Here is a 21,457-nt window from a genome sequence, read left to right on the forward strand (position 1 = left end):
CTGGAGATCATCGGGCGCCGGTGGCCGCCGAACCGGATGCGGATCGAAGGGCCGGCTCGGTTGTTGCGGCCGTGGGGGCCGGGGCGGCGTTCCAGTTCATGCGCGACCACGGCAGCCTCATCTCGGCCAGTTCGGTGATCTGGTGGGGTTGCAGGTCGTGTGCGGTGAGGGCCTGGGCGTGTCGGGTGTAGGCGGCGTCGACGTAGCGGTGGCCGGTGTCGGGGGCCAGTAGTACGACGTGCCGCCGGGGGTCCGCACGTCGCTCGAAGCGTGCGGCCAGGTAGGCGGCGCCCGTCGACAGGCCGGCGAAGACGGCGTGGTCGCGCAGCAGGGCGATACTGCCGGCCAGTGCGGCGTCGAAGCCGATCCAGTGCAGGGTGTCGTAGAGGGTGTGGCGGACGTTGGCGAAGGGGATGGCACTGCCGATGCCCGCGATGATGATCTCGGGGTCGCGGACGTGGTCGCTGCCGAAGGTGACGCTGTCGAACGGCTGGACGCCGACGAGGGACACGTCGAGGGTGGCATCGCGCAGGTAGGTGGCCAGGGCACCGGTCGAGGCACCGGTGCCGACGCCACCGACCATCGTCAGGGGCTGCCCGTCGAGTTCCCGGCGGATAAGTGTGGCGATCGGGCGGTAGCCCAGGTAGTGGATGTCGTCGTGGTACTGGCGCATCCAGTGGTGGCGCGGCTTCGCCCGCAGAATCTCCTGGACCCGCGCGACCCGGCGGTCCTGGTCCAGCTTCAGGTTGGCGGTCGGTGGCATCGGTTCCACGGTGGCGCCGAGGATCTCCAGCTGGGTGCGCAGCGTGATGTCGACGGTGGTGGATGCGACGATGTGGCACCGCAGGCCGTGGCGGTGGCAGGCCAGCGCCAGCGCGTGGGCGTAGATCCCGCTGGAGCTGTCGACGAGGGTGTCGCCGGGCGCGATCACTCCCCGGTGCAGCAGATGGCGTACCGCGGCGAGCGCGGAAGCCACCTTCATGGTCTCGAAGCGCACGCAGGTGGTGCGGTCGTCCAGGCGGATCAGGGCTGGCCTGCTGAGTGTTTCGCTGATGTGCTCGTCCACGTCTTCCCCTCGGGTGGTCAGGACTGGGCGCGGTACCGGTACAGCACGGTCCGCTCGGCGCTGAACTGTGAGAACGGGAACGGCTCCGCCGACAGGGCGGTGACGCCTGCGCCGAGGAAGTGTCGGGCCACCGCGCCGGCGGTCTGGGCGTAGACGATCAGCGGGACGTCCCGGTGGCGACAGGTGTGCAGGATCTCGTCGAAGGTGCCGTTGCCGATGGTCATCCCGGTGGCGACGACGGCGTCGGCGACGCCGAGGACGTCGCGCATGTCGGGGGTGACGGGATCACCCCACTGGGTGGTGCGCAGGGTGAGGTCGCAGGGCAGGCACTCCGCGCCGCGCGCACGGATGGCGGACACGAGCGGGTTGACCACGCCGATCAGCGCGACCTTCGCGCCGGGCGTGACGTCGAGGAGTCCGGCGACCGCGGCGTCGCGCGCCTGCGCCCGCGTCTCCGGGGCGCCGGCGGGCAGCACGACGGGCTCCGCGCCGGAGTCCCGGTGGGGACGCACGTGCGCCAGGTACGCGTCGAGGGTCGCCACCCGCACCGCGGGCGGTGCGTCGGTGAGCAGGTGGGCCACGGGCGCGCCGGAGTACTCCAGGCACACCGTCGGGTCCACGTCGCCGGCGGCGAAGGCGCACGCGCCGATGGCGGTGCCGACGCGGGCGAGCACGTACTGGTTGCGGTAGGTGGTGTTCCCGCCGGCGAGGCGGGTGCCGTGGTGCACCCAGAAGACGCTGGTGGCGACGAGGGATGCGGGGTCGGGGCCGTGCTGGCCGTCGAGGACCGCCGTCACCAGGTCGGTCAGGGCCGTCATCGCTGGTTGCGGGTGAGTCGGAACAGGAACGTGACGACGCCGTCGTGCCAGTCGTGGCGGTGGTGGATCGTCGTGGCGAAGCCGCGCCGGATGGCATGGCCGATGATGGTGTGCAGGTCGGCGGTGTTGGACAGGATCAGGAACACCTCGCCGTGTTCGGCCAGCAGATCGCGGCCGACGAGCTGGTCGAGGAACCTGGTGACCAGGGGCGCGCCGACGCAGACGTTGCGCACGACGTCGGGGTCGTCGCTGACCGGTTGGCTGACGGCGGGCGGGTTGAAGGTCACGACGTCTAGCCGGGTGCCGTCGGCCAGCGCGTCGAACAGGTCCGACACCAGCGGGACGAAGCGGGTGTCGGGTCGTCTGCCGGTGTGGGTGCGGTAGTGCCGTGCGGTGGCCCGCACGCTGGCGGGGTGCACGTCGAGCGCGTAGACGGTGTGCGCGCCGCGCAGCCCGGCCGCGACGGCCTCGACGCCGACGCCGACGCCCATCGCGGCGTAGACGCGGCCACGGGTCTCGATGTCGCCGTCGAGGAGCCACTGGTGCAGCATTCGGCTGGTCTCGCCGGGGTGGAACACGCCGGGCGGCAGGTCGAACGTCATGCCGTTCCAGGCGTAGTCGCGGTGGGTGTGCAGGTCGGCTCTGGGCTGGTTGATGGCGATGACGTGCTCGGCGGGCAGTACCGGTGGCAGGTCGGCCGGGCTGATGTTCACGGTCCTCCTCGGGTCGACGGGCGGGCTGCGGTCGGTGCGGCGCGCCGGGGAACGTCGGTCGTCGGTCGCAGCTGTCGACCGCCGCGCCGCGCGCCGGGGCCGCCGGTGTCGCACCGCCGTTCGGGGTGGCACAGCCAGTGGCCAGGGCCACGGCGTCGAACGCCCGGCCGGGGCCGGGTGGGACGTGGCATGGACACCTCCGGGACGAGACGAACCGCGACCGTTACTATAATGACAATCATTGTCAGGTCAAGGGGCCGGGGAATCGATGCGCATGCTTGACGACACCGTTCAGACCCGCCCGGAGCCGAGGTCGGCGCTGCGGAGCACGTCCTTCGTCCGGTTGTGGACAGGCACGACGGCCTCGGGCATGGCCACGTGGGCCCTGCCGTTCATCCTCGGGTTGGCGGTGCTCGACCGATCACTGACCGCCATCGAACTGGGTGTGCTGCTGGCCGTACGGACCGTGGGTTTTCTCGTCGCCGTCCCGATCGGCGGCGTGCTCGCCGACCGGCACTCGCGGCGGCGGGTGGTGCTGTGGTCGGGCCTGATGGGCGCCCTCGCCGCCCCGGTGATGGTGTTCGGCATGGGCCGATCGCTCGCCCTGACGGCCGTGGCGGCGGCCGTGATGGGTGCGGGACAGGGCGCGTGCCGGCCCGCCTTCCAGGCGCTGACCGCCGAGGTGGTCGCCGAACCACAACGGCAGCAGGCCAACGCCGCGATCACCCTCGCCGTGCGGGTCACGACCCTCGTCGCCCCGAGCCTGACCGCGCTGCTGGCCCTGGTCGTCTCCGTCCCGATGCTCCTGCTCGGCGTCGGGGGCCTGTGGCTGGCCGCCGCCCTGATCCCACCCGCCGGGACCGGCCGACCCGACACGCCCGTCGCCAGGCCCGGGATCCTGGCCGAGTTCGCCGACGGCGTGCGCGAGGCACGCCGTCACCCCTGGTTCCTCGCGGGCCTGGCCGCGCTGACCGCCGTCATCGCCACCGGATACTCGGCCACCGGCGTGGTCCTTCCACTGGTCAGCCGCGACCGCTACGGCACCGAGGCCGTGCTCGCCGCCGCCATGACCGCGTACACCCTCGGCGCGCTCGCCGGCGCCGTGGTGATCGGGCGGTGGCGACCGCCGGCACCGGGCTGGACCGCCCTGGCCGGGCTCGCCCTGTACGGACTCGTACCGCTCAGCCTGCTCCTGCCGGTGCACCCCGTGCTGGTCGTCTCCGCCTACGTGCTCGCCGGGCTCGGCATCGAACTGTTCAACGTCCCCTGGTTCACCGCCACGCAGCGTGAGGTCGAGCCGACGAAGCTCGCCCGGGTGTCCTCGCTGGACTTCCTCCTGTCCTACGGACTCGCGCCTGTCGGTCTGGCGCTCATCGCTCCCGCGATCGACCGTTTCGGCGCGGTCGGCGTCCTTGCCGTGTGTGCCGTGGTGTGCTTCGCCGCGCCCGCCGCCGCGGCGCTGGTGCCCTCCTCGCGCCGGTTCAGCGTGCGGCCATGAGCGCCGGCTGCGGGGCTGACCGGCCGAGGCCGGTACGGACACCCGAACCGGTGCTGTCGGTCCGGTTCGGCGTGGCGGTCCGGGGTATCGCCACATGCTGGAGGGCCGAGGCGAGGCGAGGAGGCGGCGATGACGGACGCGACGGTGTCGGATCTGGTGGTGGCCCGGTTGGTGGACTGGGGCGTGGGCCGGGTCTTCGGCTACTCCGGCGACGGCATCGACGGGCTCATGGGCGCGCTGCGCCGCGCCGGGCGGCCGGAGTTCGTGCAGGCCCGGCACGAGGAGACCGCAGCGCTCATGGCGTGCGGCCACGCGAAGTACACCGGCGGGCTGGGGGTGTGCCTGTCCACCCAGGGCCCGGGCGCGGTGCACCTGCTCAACGGTCTCTACGACGCCCGGCTGGACTCCCAGCCGGTGCTCGCGATCGTCGGACAGCAGGTGACGTCGGTGCTGGGCAGCGGCTACCAGCAGGAGATCGACCTGGTCCGCCTCTACGGCGACGTGTGCGCCCAGTTCGTGCAGACCGCGTACACGCCCGAGCAACTGCCGATGCTCCTCGACCGCGCGATCCGCACCGCGCTGGCCACCCGCAGCCCGACCTGCGTGATCCTGCCGCACGACGTGCAGACCGCCCCCGCCCCCGACCTGCGGGCCCACGAGCACGGGATCATGGTGACCAATCCCGGGCTGCCGGTGCCCGAGCTGCGCCCCCGCGCGGAGGACCTGCGGGCCGCCGCCGACCTGCTCGACGCCGGCCAGCGGGTGGCGGTCCTGGTGGGGCAGGGCGCCCGCGCCGCCGCCGGCGAGGTGGTCGAGCTGGCCGAGGCGCTCGGCGCGGGAGTGACGGCATCGCTGCTGGGCAAGCCGGTGCTCGACGAGTCGCTGCCGTTCCACACCGGCGTGATGGGGCACCTCGGCAGCACCGCCAGCAGCGCCCTGATGAGCGGGTGCGACACGCTGCTCATCGTCGGCAGCAACGATCCCTGGTCGGAGTTCTACCCGGCTCCGGGGCAGGCCCGGGCGGTGCAGATCGACATCGACGGCCGGCGCCTCGGCATGCGCTACCCGGTGGAGGTGCCGCTGCTCGGCGACGCCGCCGAGACCATCCGGGCCCTGCTGCCACTGCTCACACCCCGGTCCGACCGGAGTTGGCGGCAGCGCGTCGAGGGCGAGGTGACCCGGTGGCGCGACATCGCCCGCCGGCGGGCCACCGCCGAGGCCGAGCCGCTCAACCCGCAGTACGTCGTGCACGCCCTCACCGACCGGCTGCCCGGGGACGCGCAGGTGTCGGTGGACGTCGGCTCGGTGACCTACTGGTACGCGCGGCACCTGCGGCTGCCCCTCGGTGTCGACGCGCACCTGTCGAGCACGCTGGCCTCGATGGGTTCGGCGCTGCCGTACGGGCTGGCCGCGAAGCTCGCCGAGCCGCACCGGCCGGTGGTGGCCCTCGCCGGCGACGGGGCCATGCAGATGAACGGGCTCGCCGAGCTGCTCACCGTCGCCCACCGGTGGCGCGACTGGGCGGACCCCCGGTTCGTGGTGCTGGTGCTGCACAACCGCGATCTCGCCGAGGTGAGCTGGGAGCAGCGGGAGATGGAGGGCGACCCCCGCTTCGTCGACTCCCAGCGCCTGCCGGACGCCCCGTACGCGCGCTGGGCCGAACTGCTGGGCCTGCACGGGGTCCGGGTCAGCACGCCGGCCGAGGTCGACGCCGCCTGGGACCGGGCCCTGTCGGCGGACCGGCCGACGCTCATCGAGGCGATGGTGGATCCGGCGATCCCGCTGCTGCCGCCCGCCCAGCCCTACGAGAAGGTCGCGACCATGTACGAGGCGCTCGGCCGGGAGGACACCGACCTGGGCCGGCGGGCGCTGGCGCACCTGCGCCGCGAACGGGCCACCGAGGGCTTCGACGACCCGCGGTGACGGCGGGACAGGTGTGACGACCGGGATTCGGAGGGAGCGCGTCATGGTGGACCGGATCGCTGACCCGTGGGGTGAGCGGACCCCGTACGGGCCGGGGCAGGAGTGGCCGGTGCGGGTGGACCGGTTCCTCGACGGTGACCTGACCGAAGCGGACGTGGACCGGTGGGTGCAGTCGGCATCGGTGCTGCACTCCAACGGCGACGCCATGGACATCGCGGTCGCCGACGGCCGCATCGTCGGGGTGCGGGGCCGGGCGGTGGACCGGATCAACCGGGGCCGGCTCGACCCCAAGGACCTGTACGGGTGGCAGGCCAACCACAGCCCCGACCGGCTGACCCGGCCACTGGTCCGCGAGGGCGGCCGGCTGGTCGAGACGGACTGGGACACCGCGATGGGCCGGATCGTGGCCCGGTCGAAGGAACTCCTCGACGGTCCGGGCGGGTGGGGGCACTTCGGCTTCTACACCACCGGCCAGCTGTTCCTGGAGGAGTACTACACGCTGGGCGTGATCGGCAAGGCCGGGCTGGGCACGCCGCACATGGACGGCAACACCCGGCTCTGCACCGCCACCGCCGCCGCCGCGATGAAGGCGAGCTTCGGCACCGACGGGCAGCCCGGCTCGTACACCGACGTGGATCACTGCGACGCGATCGCCCTGTGGGGGCACAACGTCGCCGAGACCCAGACGGTGCTGTGGATGCGGATGCTGGACCGGCGGCGCGGCCCCAACCCGCCGGCGATGCTGGCGGTCGACCCGCGCGCCACCCCGGTCGCCCGCGAGGCCGACCTGCACCTCGCCGTGCGCAGCGGCACCAACGTGGCCCTGATGAACGGCCTGCTCCGGGAGATCGTCCGGCGCGGCTGGTACGACCGCGACTACGTCGACGCGCACACCCTCGGCTTCGAGGAGCTGTGCCGCACGGTCGACGGCTACCCGTCCCGCCGGGTCGCCGACATCTGCGACGTGCCGGCCGCCGACGTGGAACGCGCCGCGGAGCTGCTCGGCACCTCGCGGCGGCTGCTGTCGACGGTGCTCCAGGGCTTCTACCAGTCCAACCAGGCCACCGCCGCCGCCTGCGGCGTCAACAACCTGCACCTGGTCCGGGGCATGCTCGGCCGGCCCGGCGCCGGGATCTACCAGATGAACGGCCAGCCCACGGCCCAGAACACCCGGGAGACCGGCGCCGACGGGGACCTGCCGGGCCTGCGCAACTGGGAGAACACCGCGCACATCGAGGAGCTGGCCCGGCTCTGGAACGTCGACGTCGACACCATCCCGCACTGGGCGCCCCCGACGCATGCCATGCAGATCTTCCGGTACGCCGAACAGGGCTCGATCAAGCTGCTGTGGATCAGCGCCACCAACCCGGCGGTGTCCCTGCCCGACCTGGCGCGCATCCGGCGCGTCCTGGCGAAACCGGAACTGTTCGTGGTGGTGCAGGATTTGTTCCTGACCGAGACCGCCGAACTGGCCGACGTGGTGCTGCCCGGCGCCACCTGGGGCGAGAAGACCGGCACGTTCACCAGCGTCGACCGCACCGTGCACATCTCCGACAAGGCCGTCGACCCACCGGGCGAGGCCCGCCCGGACCTGGACATCTTCCTCGACTACGCCCGGCGGATGGACTTCCGGGACCGCGACGGGCAACCGCTGATCCGGTGGACCGAGCCGGAGGAGGCGTTCGAGGCGTGGAAGGAGTGCAGCCGCGGCCGACCGTGCGACTACACCGGCATCACCTACGCCGGGCTGCGCGGCGGCTCCGGCATCCAGTGGCCCTGCACCGAGGAGCACCCCGACGGCACCGAGCGCCTCTACACCGACGGGGTGTTCCCCACCGACCCCGACTACTGCGAGACGTACGGCCACGACCTAGCCACCGGCGCCGAGTTCACCGAGTCGGAGTACCGCGCCAAGGAGCCGAACGGGCGGGCGTTCCTGCACACCGTCGACTACCAGCCCTCCCCCGAGGTGCCCGACGACGAGCACCCCATGCTGCTGACCACCGGGCGCACCGTCTACCACTTTCACACCCGCACGAAGACCGGGCGGGCCCCACAGCTCGACCGGGCCGCACCGGACGTGTGGGTGGAGCTGAACCCGGCCGACGCGGCCCGGCTCGGCATCGCCGAGGGCGACCTGGTCGGGGTCGCCTCGGCCCGCGGCGGCATCCAGGCCCGCGCGCGGCTGTGCGGCATCCGCCCCGGCGTGGTGTTCCTGCCGTTCCACTACGGCTACTTCGACCAGGAACCGCATGAGCGCACCCCCCGCGCCGCCAACGAGCTGACCGTCACCGCCTGGGACCCGGTCTCCAAGCAGCCCCTGTTCAAGGTCGCCGCGGTCAGCGTCGCCAAGCTCGCCGACGGCCGGGGCGTACCCTCGCCGGCGCCGACGTCCGGCGGCAGCGCGCCGCCGCCGGACGCCGGGGTGCCGCCGACCGTGGGTGGGCCGGCGGCGCGGGCCACCAGCGGGAAGGAGTGAACCGTGCACCTCGCCCACTACCTCGGCCTGCTGCACCGCGCCCAGGTCAACCTCGCCGAGGCGTTCCGGCAGGTCGCCGACGCGCACGCCGATGAACCCGACATCCAGCACCTGTGCCAGCAGCAGGCGCGCCGCTGCGACGCGCACGCCGAACGACTGCACCCGTTCGCCGCCCGCTACTCGGAGGACGCGCCCGACGAACCCGACCGGCTGCACTCGCAGCTGTTCTCCGGCACCCGCACCGGCGGCATCGGCCTGCTGCGCGACCTGCAGGATCTCTACCTGATGGCGGCCGAGTGCGACATCGCCTGGACCGTCGTCGGCCAGGCCGCCTACGGCGCGCGCGACGAGGACCTGCTCGCGGTCGTGCGGTGCTGCGAGGGCGAGACGGCGATCCAGCTCAAGTGGCTGCGTACCCGGATGAAGGCCGCCGCCCCCCAGGCGCTCGTCGTCGCCGGGTGACCGCCGGGCGAAGCGGCACGGGTCGGCGCAGCGGCTGACGACGGCGTTCACCGACGACGTGGCCCGCGACACGGACGGGCGGCAGTACGCCCACGGGGGTGGCCCGTGCCTGGACGCCGCCGCCAGCGGCAGCGTCCTGCCCGTGCCCGACCTCGGCGTGCAAGACCGCTGGCCGGAGTGGGCCGAGCAGGGCCGCAAGGCCGGACTCGGCAGCTCGGTCTCGATCGGCCAGCCCATCCAGGAGGCCGTCGTCCGGAGCGCTCGACGAAGCGTCTGGCGGATGAACGCTCACCGCCCCGCGTCGGCAGCCTGACGGCCAACTCGTTCCTCTTCCCGCTGCCGGCTGAGGAAGAACGCGCCGAGCGCGCCGGCGAGGGTGCCGAAGACGACCACGGAGTACGCGGCGAGGACCAGCTCGAGGACCTGCGAGAAGGTGTCGGTGGCGGCGAGCGGCTCGCCGGTGATGGTGGTCAGAGCGACATCGTGCAGAGCCTGCCCGTACGTCGGGTAGGAGGCGGTGAGGACCAGGAGTTGCCCGGCGGCGAGGATGATCGCCACGGTGACCACCCCCGAGCCAGGCCAGCCGGTCGGTCAGCAGCCGACCCGCCGATCGGGAACCACGGACGGCCGCGGCCACCACGCCGGTGCCGCGTGCCGCGCGCAGGGCGGTGGCCGCCCGGGCGAACCGCAGGAAGGGTACGGCGAGGAAGATCACCTGCCACCAGTTGCGCTTCCAGAACTCGCCGGCGCGGTGGCGGGCCAGCCAGGCGCGCAGCGCGAACTCGACGACGAACACGGCCCACAGCACCCAACTGGCGCCGGTCAGCACGGTGGCCAGCGGTTCGTCGTGGGTCATCGCCTGGCCGAGGACGAGCACCAGGAACAGGATGCCGAGCACGCCCATTGGCTTGTCCAGCCGGCGGGCGAGCCCGTTCAGCCGGGCATCGTCGCTCGCTGCCTGCCGGGCTGGGCGCGCATCGCCGTCGCCGGTCATCGTCCGGCCCGGGGAGTCACGCCTGCCCGACCGCGTCGCCGACGTCGCCGATGCCGCCCGGGTGGCCACACGACGGGATCAGGTCAGCCATGTGGGCCTCGTACCCGCTGGTCTCCGCACCATGCCGCCGCTGTCCGGGCGCCCGCGCCTAGCGCGCGGAGACCGGCCTCGGCGAGGACATGGCCGCCGAGCTGACCGAGTGCGTCCGCCCGAAGGTGGACCGCGCCGACGCGTGCCGGACCGGTGAGCGGGCCCACCGCAGCCTGCGGGCCGCCATCGGTCGAGGACCGCGAGCGTTGTCGGCACCCGCGAGGGCACGGGCACCGCTCGCGTCCGTCACCGCTTGGCCTCGTGCTTGGCCATCTGCGGCCGCTCGCCCCTGCCGACCTTGCGCAGCGCCTCGCGCAGCTGCGCCAGCGCGGGATCGAGGTGTGCCTGGGCACCTCGGTCGCCGAGGCCACCGCCGACGGGGTCCGCCTGTCCGACGGCCGGTTCGTGCCGTCGTGCACCCTGGTGTGGTGCGTCGGGGTGCGACCCGACCCGCTCGTCGAGGCCACCGGGCTGCCGACGACCAGGGGCCGGATCACCGTCGACGAGTACCTGGCCGTGCCGGGCCACCCGGAGATCCTCGCCTGCGGCGACGCCGCCGCGGTGCCCGATCCGGCCCGCCCCGGCGAGATCACCCCGATGACCGCCCAGCATGCGGTCCGGCAGGGCCGGCTGGCCGCCGACAACGTCGCCGCGTCGTACGGGGTCGGCCGTCGTCGCCCGTACCGGCACCGTGACCTGGGCTTCGTCGTGGACCTCGGCGGGTGGCAGGCCACCGCGAACCCGCTGCACGTACCGCTGTCCGGACCGCTGGCCCGCGTCGTCGCCCGCGGCTACCACCTGCTGTCGCTGCCCGCCAACCGCCCGCACCACCGCCGACCGGCTGTTCGCCGCGGTCGGCTCCCGACCGGGCGTGCAACTCGGTTTCGTGCCCGGCACCGCCGTGCCGCTGGACACCGCCGCCCCGGAGTTGATCCGTCGCTGACCCGGCCCCGAAATCCGGCCCCGCCCCCGGTTGGCGGGGCCGTCCCGGGGCAGTAGGTGGCGATGGATGAACAGGTGATGGTGTTCGCCCCGGCACCGCTGTTGACCGTGACCATCGAGCAGCAGGCCGACGCGGTCGAGTTGCACCTGCACCCCGGCGGGCAGGGGGTGTGGCAGACCCGCATGATCGCGAGCCTCGGCACCCCGGTCACGCTGTGCGTGGCCGTCGGCGGCGAGGTCGGCGACGCGCTGCGCAAGCTGCTCGTCGACGAGGACGTGACGGTACGCGTGGTGAAGCGGCAGTCGGGGACGGGCTGGTACGTGCACGACCGGCGCGACGGCTCGCGGGCGGAGATCGCCGAGGACCCGGGTGCGCCGATGGTCCGCCACGACATCGACGAGCTGTACACGGTGACGCTCACCGAAGGGCTGCGGGCGCCGGTCAGCGTACTCAGCGGGCCCGCTGCCCCGGACGTGGTGGATCCGGACATCTACCGGCGGCTGGCCGCCGACCTGAGCGCCAACGGCGGCACCGTCGTGGCGGACCTGTCCGGCGCCTACCTGGCGGCGGTGCTGGAGGGCGGGGTCGCCGTGCTCAAGGTCAGCCACGAGGAGCTGCTGGACGACGGCCACGCGGACGACGACAGCGTCGAGTCGCTGCTCGACGCCGGCCGGCGCCTGCAACAGCGGGGCGCGGGATCGGTGCTGATCAGCCGCGCCGGGGAGCCGGCCCTGGCCCTGCTCGACGACGGTACGACGCTTCAGGTGCACGCCCCGCCGCTGGAACTGGCCGACCACCGGGGCGCCGGCGACTCGATGACCGCCGGCGTCGCGGCGGTGCTCGCCCGCGGCGGCGACCTGCGGGAGGCCGTCCGCATCGGCGCCGCGGCCGGGGCGCTCAACGTCACCCGGCACGGACTGGGCACCGGCCGGGCGGAGGCCGTACGGGAACTCGCCGGCCGGGTGCGGCTGACGCCGCTGGAGGACGCGTCGGGGGGCTCCGATGACCGGTGACCGGCCGGCGCGGGTCCTGGTGACCAACGACGACGGCGTGCTCGCGCCCGGCATCCGCTGGCTCGCCCGCGCCGCGTACGAACGCGGCCTGGACGTGGTGGTCGCCGCGCCGCGGTCCGAGGCGAGCGGGATGAGCGCGGCCCTGTCCGCGGTCACCGACGACGGGCGGGTGATGTTCACGGAGACGGAACTGGTCGGGCTGCCCGAGGTGCCGGCGTACGCGGTGGCGGCCTCGCCCGCCTACATCGCCATCCTGGCCGGGCTCGGCGTGTTCGGGCCGCCTCCGGAGCTGGTGCTGTCGGGCATCAACCGGGGTGCGAACGCGGGACACGCGATCCTGCACTCGGGCACCGTGGGGGCGGCGCTGACCGCCGGCAACGGCGGCGCCCGGGCGTTGGCCGTGTCGCTGGACGTGCTGTCGCCGGCGGCGGCGAGCGCGGGCAGCGGTGGTGCGGCGATCGACGTGCTCGACACCGTCGACGACGAGGCCCGCCACTGGTCCACCGCCGCTGACCTGGCCGGAAGCCTGCTGCCCTGGCTGCGCGACGCGGCCGCCGGAACGGTGCTGAACCTGAACGTGCCCGACCTGCCGGCCGACCAGGTCGCGGGGCTGCGCCAGGCCACCCTCGCCCCGTTCGGTCAGGTGCAGGTGGCCGTCGCCGAGAAGGGTCACGACTACGTCCGTACGGCCGTCGAGGAGAGCGGCGCCCGCCGCGTTCCCGGCACCGACCTGGCCTGGCTCGCCGACGGCTACGCCGCCGTCACCGCGGTCCGGGCCCTGGGACACCTACCCGAGCTGTTGGTACCGACGACGGGGGCCGGAGGCCCCGCCGTCGGCTGATCCGCCCGGCACCGGCCACCCCGCCCCGCCCTCGGTCCGAGGGCGGGGCGGGGTGGCCGGTGCCTCGGCGGTCAGGCTCCCCCGGCGGCGCGGTCGCGGTCGGCCTCGGCGTCCGCCGCGCCGGTCGGGACGCCGTCGCCGTCGCGGGTGGCCCCGGACAGGTCCACGTCGGCACCGGCCCGGGCGGCGTCGGCCGCCGCGTCGTCCGCGCCGACGATCTCTCCGCCGGGGGCGGCGTCGCCGTCGTCCTCGATCAACCTGCCGGCGGCGGCCAGCCCGACCGGCACGTACCTGGGTTCGGTCATCTCGTCCTCCTCGGGATCCTTCTTCCTTCCTCACCGCTACCCCGAGGCGGCGCCGACACACCGTCGCCCCGCGCCCTCCGGTCGGATGGCGGCATCGGGACCTCGCGCTTCGGCGGGTGTCCGAACGGCGCCGGGTCAACTTCCTGTGGGTGGAGCGCCTCCAACCGGGCTCCGGGGCGGGGTCACGGGGGCGAGCATGGGCGGCATGGGGCTGCGGGGAGGCGACGGGCGGGACCTGCTGGAACGCCGCGAGGACGTGCGGCAGGCGAACTTCCTGGAACTCTTCGTCGACCTGGTGCTGGTGTTCGCCCTCGCGGGGGTGGTCGACCGGGTGATGCGGGACGTCACCGCGGGCGATCCGCTCGTGCGGTGGCGGTCGCTGGCGTACCTGCTGGTCCTGGCCATGCCGCTGATCTGGTTGTGGATCACCACCGCGCACATCACCAGCTGGTTCGACCCCCGCCGCCGCAAGATCCAGTTGATCGTGCTGGCCAGCGCGTTCGGCCTGCTGGTCATGGCCTCGTCCCTGCCGTACGCGTTCGACACCCGGGGCTGGGCGTTCGTGCTGCCGTACCTGGTCCTGCACTGCGCCCGTCCACTGATCCTCCTGCCCAGCCTGCACGGCCACGCCCTGCGCGACCTCTACGTCCGCTCGGTGCTCTGGTGCGCGGCCGCCGCGACGATCTGGGTAGCCGGCGCGCTGGTCAGCGGCGTCGCCCGGGCCACCCTGTGGGGCGTCGCGGTGACGGTGGACATCGTCACCGCTCAACTGCGCTGGCCACTACCCGGCCGGGCCCGGCCACCGATCAGCGCGTGGGCGATGGACAGCGGCCGCCACCTGCCCGAGCGCTACCAGCAGTTGCTGCTGATCGCCCTCGGGGAGACCGTCCTGGCCGCGGGCATCACCTTCACCGACCAGCCGGCCACCGCGGCCACGTCGGCGGCGCTGGTGGTGGCGTACCTGTCGACGGTGCTGCTCTGGCGGATCTACTTCTACCGCTCCGGGCAGGTCCTCACCGACGCGGTCGCCGCCGCCAGGGACCGGCTGGCCGCCGGCCGCGCCACCGGTATCGCCCACATCGTCATGGTGGTCGGGATCGTCACCACCGCCGTCGGCTACGAGATCGTGCTCGAACACCCCGGCGGCCGGCCGGAGCCGGTGTGGCTCGCGGTGGTCCTCGGCGGTCCGGCGCTGTTCCTCTACGGCCGCATCCGCCTGGAACGGGTCGTGTTCAACCGGCTGTCGATCCGCCGGGTCGTCGCCATCGCCACCCTCGCGGCGGCTGCCGGACCCCTGTATTTCGCCCCGCCGCTGGTCGCCGCCGTCGTGGCCGCGCTCGTGCTGTTCGGTGTCGCCCTGGCCGACGCCGGCCACGCCGCCCGCCGCCCGCCCGAGCAGCCCTCGCCGGCGCACTGAGGAACCCGGGTCCCCTCGGGCTCGACTCGTACGGCGACCACGGCGGCCCTCAGGGGCAGTGCCGCCAGGCGGTGGTGAACAGGTCCGGGTCGCCGAAGTTCCCCGACTTGAGCAACAGGGCCAGCGCGGGGCCGCCCGCGGGAACCATCCACGGCAGGCCGGGGCCGGCCGCCGGTCCCACCCGCAGCGTGCCGAGGTCGAGTGCCCGGACCACCGCCCCCGACGTCTCACCGCCGGCCACCAGCAGGCGGCGGACCCCGAGGGTGTCCACCGCGCGGCGGGCGATCTCCGCGGTGGCCGCCTCCAGCAGCGCGGCGGCTCGCCCGGGGCCGAGCCGGGTCTCGTACCGCGCGACCTGCTCCGGGTCGGCCGAGGAGGTGACCAGGACGGGCCCGGTCGTGTCCCGGTACGCCCGGGCCACGGCGTCGGCCACCGCGTCGACCGTCTCCGGAAGACCGGTGTCGAGGTCGACCGGGGACAGGGCGACCCGGGGCCCGGGGAACGCGTCCACCTGTTCCCGGGTGCGCGCGGAGCAGCTGCCGGAGAGGATCAACCGCCGGCCCTCCGGCACCCTCGGTACGGCCCGCGCGGTGACCGCACCGCCCGGACCGGCACCGGCCGCCGAGGATCGCGCCCCGGCGCCGGACACCCGCGCCAGCGCGGCGGCCAGCCCGGCGGCACCGCCCACCAGCAGCCCGTCCGGCGTCGCCAGCAGCGCCGTGGCCAGCGTGTCCAGGTCGCCGTCGGCGAGGGCGTCGACGATCACGTGCCGGGCGCCGTCCCGGCGGGCGGCCCCGATCGCGGCGGCGACGGCGGCGGGGCCGGCGGTGACCGTCGCCCGGTCGACGAGCGCGACCCCACCCTCGGCCTGGCGGGAGAGCACCCGCACGAGGTCGGGGTCGCGCATCGGGGTGAGCGGGTGGTCCCGCAGCGGCGACTCGGAGAGCAGTTGCCGGCCGACGAAGAGGTGTCCCTGGTAGACCGTGCGGCCCACCCGCGGCGTGGCCGGCGTGCCCACGGCGACGGCGTCCCCGATGAGGTCGACCAGGGCGTCCGCCACCGGGCCGATGTTGCCCGCGTCGGTGGAGTCGAACGTCGAGCAGTACTTCTGGTAGAGGGTGGTGCAGCCGGCGTCGAGCAGCCACCGCGCCGCGGCGAGTGACTCCGCGACGGCCTGCTCGCGCGGTGCGGTCCGGGACTTCAGCGCCACGACCACGCAGTCGCTGGCGGGCGGCGGCGCCGTGGGGCGGCCCACCACCACGACCGCCGACCCACCCGCCTCGCTCACCGCGTCCGCGAGGTCGCAGGCCCCCGTGAGGTCGTCGGCGACGGCACCGAGCCAGGGCCCGGTCACGTCCCGGCCGCCCGGGTGGCGCTCGCCGCCGGCCGGGACGTCGGGACGGCCGTCCCGGCGTCCAGCGGCGCGACCACCACCTCCCGGCAGGTCGCCCGCAGCAGCGCGAGCTGGTCGGCGTCCGTCCCCGCGTCGACGACGACCGTGTCGACCGCCGCCAGGTCCAGGAACCGCATCGGGGCGTGCGCCGCCAGCTTGCCGTGGTCGAGCAGCAGGACCACCCGGCGGGCGATGCGGGCCATCGCCCGCTTGATCTCGGCGTCCGCGGCGTTGGCGGAGTAGACCCCCGTCGGCCCGGCCGCCGTCGCGGAGAGCACGGCCACGTCCACCGCCAGGTCCTCCAGGCTGCCACGGGTGATCGGCCCGGTGAAGGAGCGGGTCGCGCGGTGGTAGGCGCCGCCGAGGGAGATCAGCTCGAGGTCCTCGCGCCCGGTGCACGCCAGGATCACCGGTACCGAATGGGTGACGACGGTGAGGCCACCGGGCAGCCGGGCCGCGAGGGCCGCGACCGTGGTGCCGGCGTCGAGGGCCACCACCGCGCCCGCCGGTACGAGCGGGACGGCGGCCCGGCCGACCGCTTCCTTCTCCGCCGTCGCGGCATCCCTGCGCTGCTCGAACGGGACGCCGTACGCCGGCACGGGGGCGCTCGCGCCACCGGCGACCCGGTTCACCAGCCCCTGGGCGGCCAACTGCCGCAGGTCACGGCGGATGGTCATCTCCGACACGCCCAGCTCGGCCGCGGCGTCGGTCGAGGAGACGTAGCCGGCCTCGGCCGCCCGGCGCAGGAGTTCGCGACGCCGCTCGGGAGCCTGCGTGTAGCGCACCGGTCCATCCAAGTGCGACAGCAACCACTTTGTCAATCGTCGAACATCGACCTTGACCCGTTCGTTCGAAACCGAACAGAATGGCCCGGTGAATGGCGCCACGCGTCCCGCCGACGCGGCCGAGGCCGACCCGCCGGGGACTCCGCGTGGCGGCCCCTCGGGCGGGGCCTGCCTGAGCGTGGGCATCGACGTGGGGACCACCAACACCAAGGTGGCCCTCGTGGCGATCGACGGCTCCGCCGTCCGGGTACGCGCCGTCGCCACCGCCCCCACTCCCCCGCCCGACTCCGTGCGTCGCGTGCTGGTCGGCCTGCTCCGCCAGGTGCTGGACGGGTCGTCGGCGCCGGACGCCGTGGGCATCGCCTCGATGGCCGAGACCGGCGTGCCGCTCGACGCGACCGGAACGCCACTCGGCTCCTGGCTGCGCTGGGACGGCCACCGGGCCGGGGCCGAGGCCGACGAGCTGTCCCGCCGGCTGGGCTGGGCGCACCTCGTGGCGGCGACGGGGGTACGACCGAGCGCCAAGGTCCCGCTGGCCACCTGGGCGTGGCTGCGGGCCAACCGGCCGGACGAGTGGCGGGCCATGGCGTCCTGGGCGGGCGCGGCGGATCTCGTCTGCCTGCTGCTCACCGGCCACCTGACGACCGACCACACGCTGGCCGGGCGGACCATGGCGTACCGGCTGCCCCGCCCCGGCCAGCCCGTGCCGGAGGGCTTCGACACCGACCTGCTGGCCGAGGTGGGTCTGCGACCGGAGCAGCTGCCGCCCGTCGTGCCGCCGGACACGTTCGCCGCCACCGTCCGGGACCCGGCCTTCGTGGGCGCCGGGCTGCGCGCCGGGACACCGGTGGTGGTGGCGGGCCACGACCACGCCGTCGGCGCGTACGCCTGCGGGGTGCGGGAGCCGGGCGACGTCGCGAACTCGCTCGGTACGGCCGAGGCGGTGCTCTCCGTCGTCGCCGGCTGCCCCGACCCGGTGGCGGTGGCCCGGGCCGGCATGAGCACGGTCGTCCCGGTGGCCGGCCGGCACCGGGCGATCCTCGCCGGCTCGTCGAGCGCCGGAGCCACGATCGCCTGGTGGCTGGCTCACGAGTCGGGCGGCGCGCCGGCTGCCGAGCTGTCCGCCCAGGTGCTCGACCGCGGTGACCGGCCCACCGACGTGATCGTCCTGCCGTACCTGGCCGGGCGGCAGGCCCCGGCGCCCGACCCGCGGGCTCGGCTGCGGGTCCTCGGGCGGCGCCCCACGCACACACCGGCCGAGCTGGCCCGCGCGATGTTCGAAGGGCTGTGCCTGCAGACCCGGTGGATGCTGCACGAGCAGGCCGGGCTCGCCGGCAGGCCCGCCGATGCGGCGGTGACCCTGTTGGGTGGGGCCGGCGCGGCCAACCCCGCCTGGGTCCGGGTCAAGGCCCACGTCCTCCCCGCCGAGCTGCGGGTGGTGCCGGCGGCGCAGCCGGTGGCCGCGGGCGCGGCGATCGTCGCCGCCGTCCGGGCGCACCGGACCGGGCCGGCGGCCCCCGCGCTGGCCTGGCGGCCAGGGCCGGCGGTCGCGGGCGCCGGCCGGGACTACGACGAGCCGTTCGCCAGGTTCGTGACGGCCGCGACCGGCGCCGGGGCGGCCGACGACGATTCGCGAGGAGAAGAGGTCAGATGACGGGATCGGGAAGAGCGGCACCCACCCTGGACGCCATCGCGCGGCCGGGGGGCGGGTTTGCGATGGTGGCCATGGACCAGCGGGAGAGCCTGCGGACGATGTTCGCCGAGGCGGGCGCCGGCCGGCCGGACCACGACGGGATGGTCGCCTTCAAGACCGCGGTGGCCCGCGCGCTCGGTCCGCTGGCCTCCGGGTTCCTCATCGACCGGACGACCGGCCTCGATGAGGTCCGCCGCGACGGGCTGCTGCCCGCCGGGTGCGGGCTGATCCTCGCCGCCGACGCCCTCGACCAGGAGCCCGGCCAACCGGTCGAGGACACCCGGCTCGACGAGGTGGTCGCCGCGCCGGAGTTCGATCTCACCGGCGTACGGGCGATCAAGCTGTTGCTGCTCTGGCGCCGCGACGCGCACCGCGAGCAACGCGTCGAACTGGCCCGGCGGTTCATCGGCCTGGCCGCGGAGCGCGACGTGCTCTCGGTGCTGGAGCCGGTGGTCCGGGCCACCCCGGAGGAACTGTCCGCCGGCCGGTGGGACCAGGACGCGGCGATCCTCGATGCGGCCCGGGAACTCTCCCCGCTGCGTCCCAGCCTCTACAAGGCGCAGGTGCCGCGGCAGGGCCGGGGCACGACCGACGAACTCCGGCGGGCGTGCGAGGACCTCGGCTCCGCCGTCACCGGCCCCTGGGTGGTGCTGTCCCAGGGCGTCCACCGCGACGACTTCCTCGGCGCGGTACGGGCCGCCTGCCAGGGCGGTGCCAGCGGCTTCCTCGCCGGCCGGGCGCTGTGGAGCGACGTGGTGGGCCGCCCCGACGTGGACCGGGCACTGGCCGAGGTCTCCGTGCCCCGCCTCGAACGGCTCGTCGAGGTGGTCGACCGGGAGGCGACGCCGTGGCGGAAGGCGTGACCGCCGACCCGGGCACGGTCGGCCTGCTGCACACCGTTCCCGCGCTGGCCGCGACGTTCGACGACCTGCTGCGCGCCCCGACCGCGCCGCCCCGCCGGATCCACGTCGCCGACGCCTGGCTGCTGGACACCGCACGCCGCGAGGGCGTCACGCCGGCCGTCCGGGACACCGTGCTCGCGCACCTGCGCAACCTGGAGTCGGTCGGGGTCGACGCCGTCCTGGTCACCTGCTCCTCCATCGGCGAGGCGGCGGAGGCGGCGGCCGGGCGGGTGCGCGTTCCGGTCGTACGGGTGGACGCGGCGATGGCCGACGAGGCGGTCGCCGACGCCGCCGGACCCGGGGCGCGGGGACGCATCCGCGTGCTCGCCACCCTCCCGTCCACGCTCGGGCCGACCGGACGGCTCGTCGAGCGGGCGGCCCGCAGCGCCGGCCGGCCCGTGGAGGTGACCGCGCAACTGGTGGCGGACGCCGCCGAGGCGCAGGACCGCGGCGACCGGGAACGCGTGGACAGCCTCGTCGCGGCGGCCGTCGCCCACGCCGCGGCCGACGCGGACGTGGTCGTGCTGGCCCAGGCGTCCATGGCCCGCGCCGCGGCGCTGGCCGACGTCGCGGTACCGGTGCTCAGCTCTCCGCACGGCGGCGTGGCCGCGCTGTTGCGTGTCCTGTCCGACCGGCCGGACTGATCCGGCAGCACCTTCGAGGAAGTGACCGATGACGACACACCGTTTCCCGCCCGGCTTCCTCTGGGGCGCGGCGACCTCCGCGTACCAGATCGAGGGCAGCCTCGACGCCGACGGGCGGGGGCCCTCGGTGTGGGACACCTTCGCCGCGCGACCGGGCACCGTCGAGGGCGGTGGCGACGGCTCGCGGGCCTGCGACTCGTACCGGCGGTGGGACCGCGACGTGGAGCTGGTCGCCGGGCTCGGGCTGGGCGCGTACCGGTTCTCGGTCTCCTGGTCCCGGATCCTGCCGCAGGGTCGCGGCCGCGTCGAGGCGCGCGGCCTGGACCACTACGAGCGGTTCGTCGACGCGCTGCTCGCCCGCGACGTGACGCCGGTCCTCACGCTCAACCACTGGGACATGCCGGAGGCGCTGATGGCCGACGGCGGCTGGGTGGGCCGCTCCAGCGTGGACGCGTTCACCGAGTTCGCGGCGGCGGTGGCCGACCGGCTCGGCGACCGGGTGCACTGGTGGATCACCCAGAACGAGCCGTGGATCATCGCGCTGCTGGGCTACCAGCTCGGCCTGCACGCCCCCGGCGTCCGGGACCTGCGCGCGTCGGTCGCGGCCGGTCACCACGTCCTGCTCGGGCACGGCGCGGGCGCCGACGTGATCCACGCCCGCGCGCCACGGGCGCGGGTCGGCTGCGCGCTGAGCCTGTTCCCGTGCGACCCGGCCAGCGACGACCCGGCCGACCTCGCCGCCGCCCGGGGCTCGGACGGCTACGTGAATCGGTGGTACCTCGACGCGCTGCTCGGCGACGGCTACCCGGCCGACATGTGGGCGCACTACGAACGGGCCCTGGGTGGCGGCCTCGACGACATCATCCGGCCCGGCGACGCCGAGCTGATCGGTGGCCGCAGTGACTTCCTGGGCGTCAACTACTACACCCGCCGGGTCATGGCCGCGGCGCAGCCGGGCCCCGGGCGCCCCTTCCCGTGGCGGGTGGTGGGCCCCTCCGGTGACGTGACCCGCACCGACGAGGGCTGGGAGGTGGCCCCGGACAGCCTGCGCGACCTGCTGATCCGGTTGCACCGCGACCACCCCGGCGTCCCTCTGATGATCACCGAGAACGGGGCGGTGTACGGCGACGCCCCCACCCACGACGGGCTGGTGCACGACCAGCGGCGCGTCGACTTCCTGCTCGGCCACCTGCGGGCGGTGCGTGAGGCCATCGACGCGGGCGCGGAGGTGGTGGGCTACCTGCACTGGTCGCTGCTGGACAACTTCGAGTGGGCGCTCGGCTACCGCCCCCGGTTCGGCCTGGTGCACGTGGACTACCCCTCCGGCCGGCTGACAGTGAAGGACTCCGGCAGGGTGTACGCCCGCATCGCCGCCACCGGCCAGCTTCCCGACACCCGCCCCACCGTGCCGCCGTTCGGCTGACATCGAAGGAGAACTCCCATCAAGCTCACCTCTGGGCCCGGCACCCACACCGTCA

The 21,457-nt window shown here is 74.7% G+C and carries 19 protein-coding genes and 1 pseudogene; 13 read left to right on the forward strand and 7 right to left on the reverse strand.

Annotated elements, in window-relative coordinates; genetic code table 11:
* Positions 1-7 precede the first annotated feature (7 nt).
* The 3 genes from ACFHW0_RS15650 to ACFHW0_RS15660 are packed head-to-tail and all read right to left on the reverse strand — an operon-like array spanning position 8 to position 2,597.
* Entirely contained in the window at positions 8-1,066 is a 1,059-nt protein-coding gene (locus ACFHW0_RS15650; protein ID WP_416608282.1) for a pyridoxal-phosphate dependent enzyme, read from the reverse strand.
* Between the two features lie 17 nt (positions 1,067-1,083).
* Complete coding sequence (locus tag ACFHW0_RS15655; protein WP_416608284.1) at positions 1,084-1,884, reverse strand: Rossmann-like domain-containing protein; 801 nt, start codon at positions 1,882-1,884, stop codon at positions 1,084-1,086.
* The gene (locus ACFHW0_RS15660) at positions 1,881-2,597 is read right to left on the reverse strand and encodes a hypothetical protein (RefSeq protein WP_416608286.1); all 717 of its coding nucleotides are present in this window, start codon (positions 2,595-2,597) and stop codon (positions 1,881-1,883) included. The genes ACFHW0_RS15655 and ACFHW0_RS15660 overlap by 4 nt, the downstream gene beginning before the upstream one ends.
* 274 nt (positions 2,598-2,871) lie before the next feature.
* Here ACFHW0_RS15660 and ACFHW0_RS15665 point away from each other — a divergent pair, with 274 nt between their 5' ends.
* The 5 genes from ACFHW0_RS15665 (at position 2,872) to ACFHW0_RS15685 (ending at position 9,272) form a co-directional block, all read left to right on the forward strand.
* Complete coding sequence (locus tag ACFHW0_RS15665; RefSeq protein WP_416608448.1) at positions 2,872-4,095, forward strand: MFS transporter; 1,224 nt, start codon at positions 2,872-2,874, stop codon at positions 4,093-4,095.
* A 129-nt stretch (positions 4,096-4,224) separates the two neighbouring features.
* Entirely contained in the window at positions 4,225-6,018 is a 1,794-nt protein-coding gene (locus tag ACFHW0_RS15670; protein WP_416608288.1) for a thiamine pyrophosphate-requiring protein, read from the forward strand.
* Positions 6,019-6,061: 43 nt separating this feature from the next.
* On the forward strand, positions 6,062-8,497 hold the full coding sequence (locus tag ACFHW0_RS15675; protein ID WP_416608290.1) for a molybdopterin oxidoreductase family protein: 2,436 nt from the start codon (positions 6,062-6,064) through the stop codon (positions 8,495-8,497).
* A gap of 3 nt (positions 8,498-8,500) precedes the next feature.
* On the forward strand, positions 8,501-8,959 hold the full coding sequence (locus ACFHW0_RS15680; RefSeq protein ID WP_416608292.1) for a hypothetical protein: 459 nt from the start codon (positions 8,501-8,503) through the stop codon (positions 8,957-8,959).
* A gap of 58 nt (positions 8,960-9,017) precedes the next feature.
* Positions 9,018-9,272 (forward strand): hypothetical protein, encoded by a 255-nt coding sequence (locus ACFHW0_RS15685; protein ID WP_416608293.1) that lies wholly within the window; start codon positions 9,018-9,020, stop codon positions 9,270-9,272.
* Here the strand turns inward: ACFHW0_RS15685 and ACFHW0_RS15690 are convergent.
* Positions 9,248-9,517, reverse strand: coding sequence for a hypothetical protein (locus tag ACFHW0_RS15690; RefSeq protein WP_416608295.1), 270 nt, complete (start codon positions 9,515-9,517; stop codon positions 9,248-9,250). The two genes, ACFHW0_RS15685 and ACFHW0_RS15690, sit on opposite strands and share 25 nt — an antisense overlap.
* Positions 9,518-10,334: 817 nt before the next feature.
* On the opposite strand from ACFHW0_RS15690, the pseudogene ACFHW0_RS15695 reads away from it, so the two are divergent.
* The 3 genes and pseudogenes from ACFHW0_RS15695 to surE all read left to right on the forward strand — a co-directional run.
* Positions 10,335-10,986 (forward strand): annotated as a pseudogene (locus tag ACFHW0_RS15695) (NAD(P)/FAD-dependent oxidoreductase); the annotation flags it as partial.
* A gap of 62 nt (positions 10,987-11,048) precedes the next feature.
* On the forward strand, positions 11,049-11,999 hold the full coding sequence (locus ACFHW0_RS15700) for a 1-phosphofructokinase family hexose kinase (protein ID WP_416608297.1): 951 nt from the start codon (positions 11,049-11,051) through the stop codon (positions 11,997-11,999).
* Positions 11,989-12,840 carry a 5'/3'-nucleotidase SurE gene (gene surE, locus ACFHW0_RS15705; RefSeq protein WP_416608299.1) on the forward strand — a complete coding sequence of 284 codons (852 nt, stop codon included), beginning with the start codon at positions 11,989-11,991 and terminating at the stop codon, positions 12,838-12,840. Before ACFHW0_RS15700 ends, surE begins: the two co-directional genes overlap by 11 nt.
* Positions 12,841-12,911: 71 nt before the next feature.
* Here the strand turns inward: surE and ACFHW0_RS15710 are convergent, their stop codons facing one another.
* A complete protein-coding gene (locus ACFHW0_RS15710; RefSeq protein ID WP_416608301.1) occupies positions 12,912-13,145 on the reverse strand; it encodes a hypothetical protein in 234 nt (77 codons plus the stop codon).
* Positions 13,146-13,350: 205 nt separating this feature from the next.
* On the opposite strand from ACFHW0_RS15710, the gene ACFHW0_RS15715 reads away from it, so the two are divergent.
* Positions 13,351-14,562: a low temperature requirement protein A gene (locus ACFHW0_RS15715; protein ID WP_416608303.1), complete on the forward strand. Its 1,212-nt coding sequence runs from the start codon at positions 13,351-13,353 to the stop codon at positions 14,560-14,562.
* A 49-nt stretch (positions 14,563-14,611) separates the two neighbouring features.
* Here ACFHW0_RS15715 and otnK read toward each other — a convergent pair whose 3' ends face one another.
* Together otnK and ACFHW0_RS15725 are read right to left on the reverse strand one after the other, a co-directional pair.
* Positions 14,612-15,916 (reverse strand): 3-oxo-tetronate kinase, encoded by a 1,305-nt coding sequence (gene otnK, locus ACFHW0_RS15720; RefSeq protein ID WP_416608305.1) that lies wholly within the window; start codon positions 15,914-15,916, stop codon positions 14,612-14,614.
* Complete coding sequence (locus tag ACFHW0_RS15725) at positions 15,913-16,740, reverse strand: DeoR/GlpR family DNA-binding transcription regulator (protein ID WP_416608307.1); 828 nt, start codon at positions 16,738-16,740, stop codon at positions 15,913-15,915. The genes otnK and ACFHW0_RS15725 overlap by 4 nt, the downstream gene beginning before the upstream one ends.
* A gap of 88 nt (positions 16,741-16,828) precedes the next feature.
* Here ACFHW0_RS15725 and ACFHW0_RS15730 point away from each other — a divergent pair, with 88 nt between their 5' ends.
* The 4 genes from ACFHW0_RS15730 (at position 16,829) to ACFHW0_RS15745 (ending at position 21,402) form a co-directional block, all read left to right on the forward strand.
* Positions 16,829-18,394: an FGGY-family carbohydrate kinase gene (locus tag ACFHW0_RS15730; RefSeq protein WP_416608309.1), complete on the forward strand. Its 1,566-nt coding sequence runs from the start codon at positions 16,829-16,831 to the stop codon at positions 18,392-18,394.
* Positions 18,395-18,465: 71 nt separating this feature from the next.
* Positions 18,466-19,296 (forward strand): hypothetical protein, encoded by an 831-nt coding sequence (locus ACFHW0_RS15735; RefSeq protein ID WP_416608311.1) that lies wholly within the window; start codon positions 18,466-18,468, stop codon positions 19,294-19,296.
* Positions 19,281-19,979: an aspartate/glutamate racemase family protein gene (locus ACFHW0_RS15740; protein WP_416608313.1), complete on the forward strand. Its 699-nt coding sequence runs from the start codon at positions 19,281-19,283 to the stop codon at positions 19,977-19,979. Before ACFHW0_RS15735 ends, ACFHW0_RS15740 begins: the two co-directional genes overlap by 16 nt.
* A 28-nt stretch (positions 19,980-20,007) precedes the next feature.
* Entirely contained in the window at positions 20,008-21,402 is a 1,395-nt protein-coding gene (locus ACFHW0_RS15745) for a GH1 family beta-glucosidase (protein ID WP_416608315.1), read from the forward strand.
* The last annotated feature ends 55 nt before the right edge of the window (positions 21,403-21,457 follow it).

This window comes from Micromonospora sp. LOL_025 (genome assembly GCF_048060285.1).
Classification (GTDB): Bacteria; Actinomycetota; Actinomycetes; order Mycobacteriales; family Micromonosporaceae; genus Micromonospora.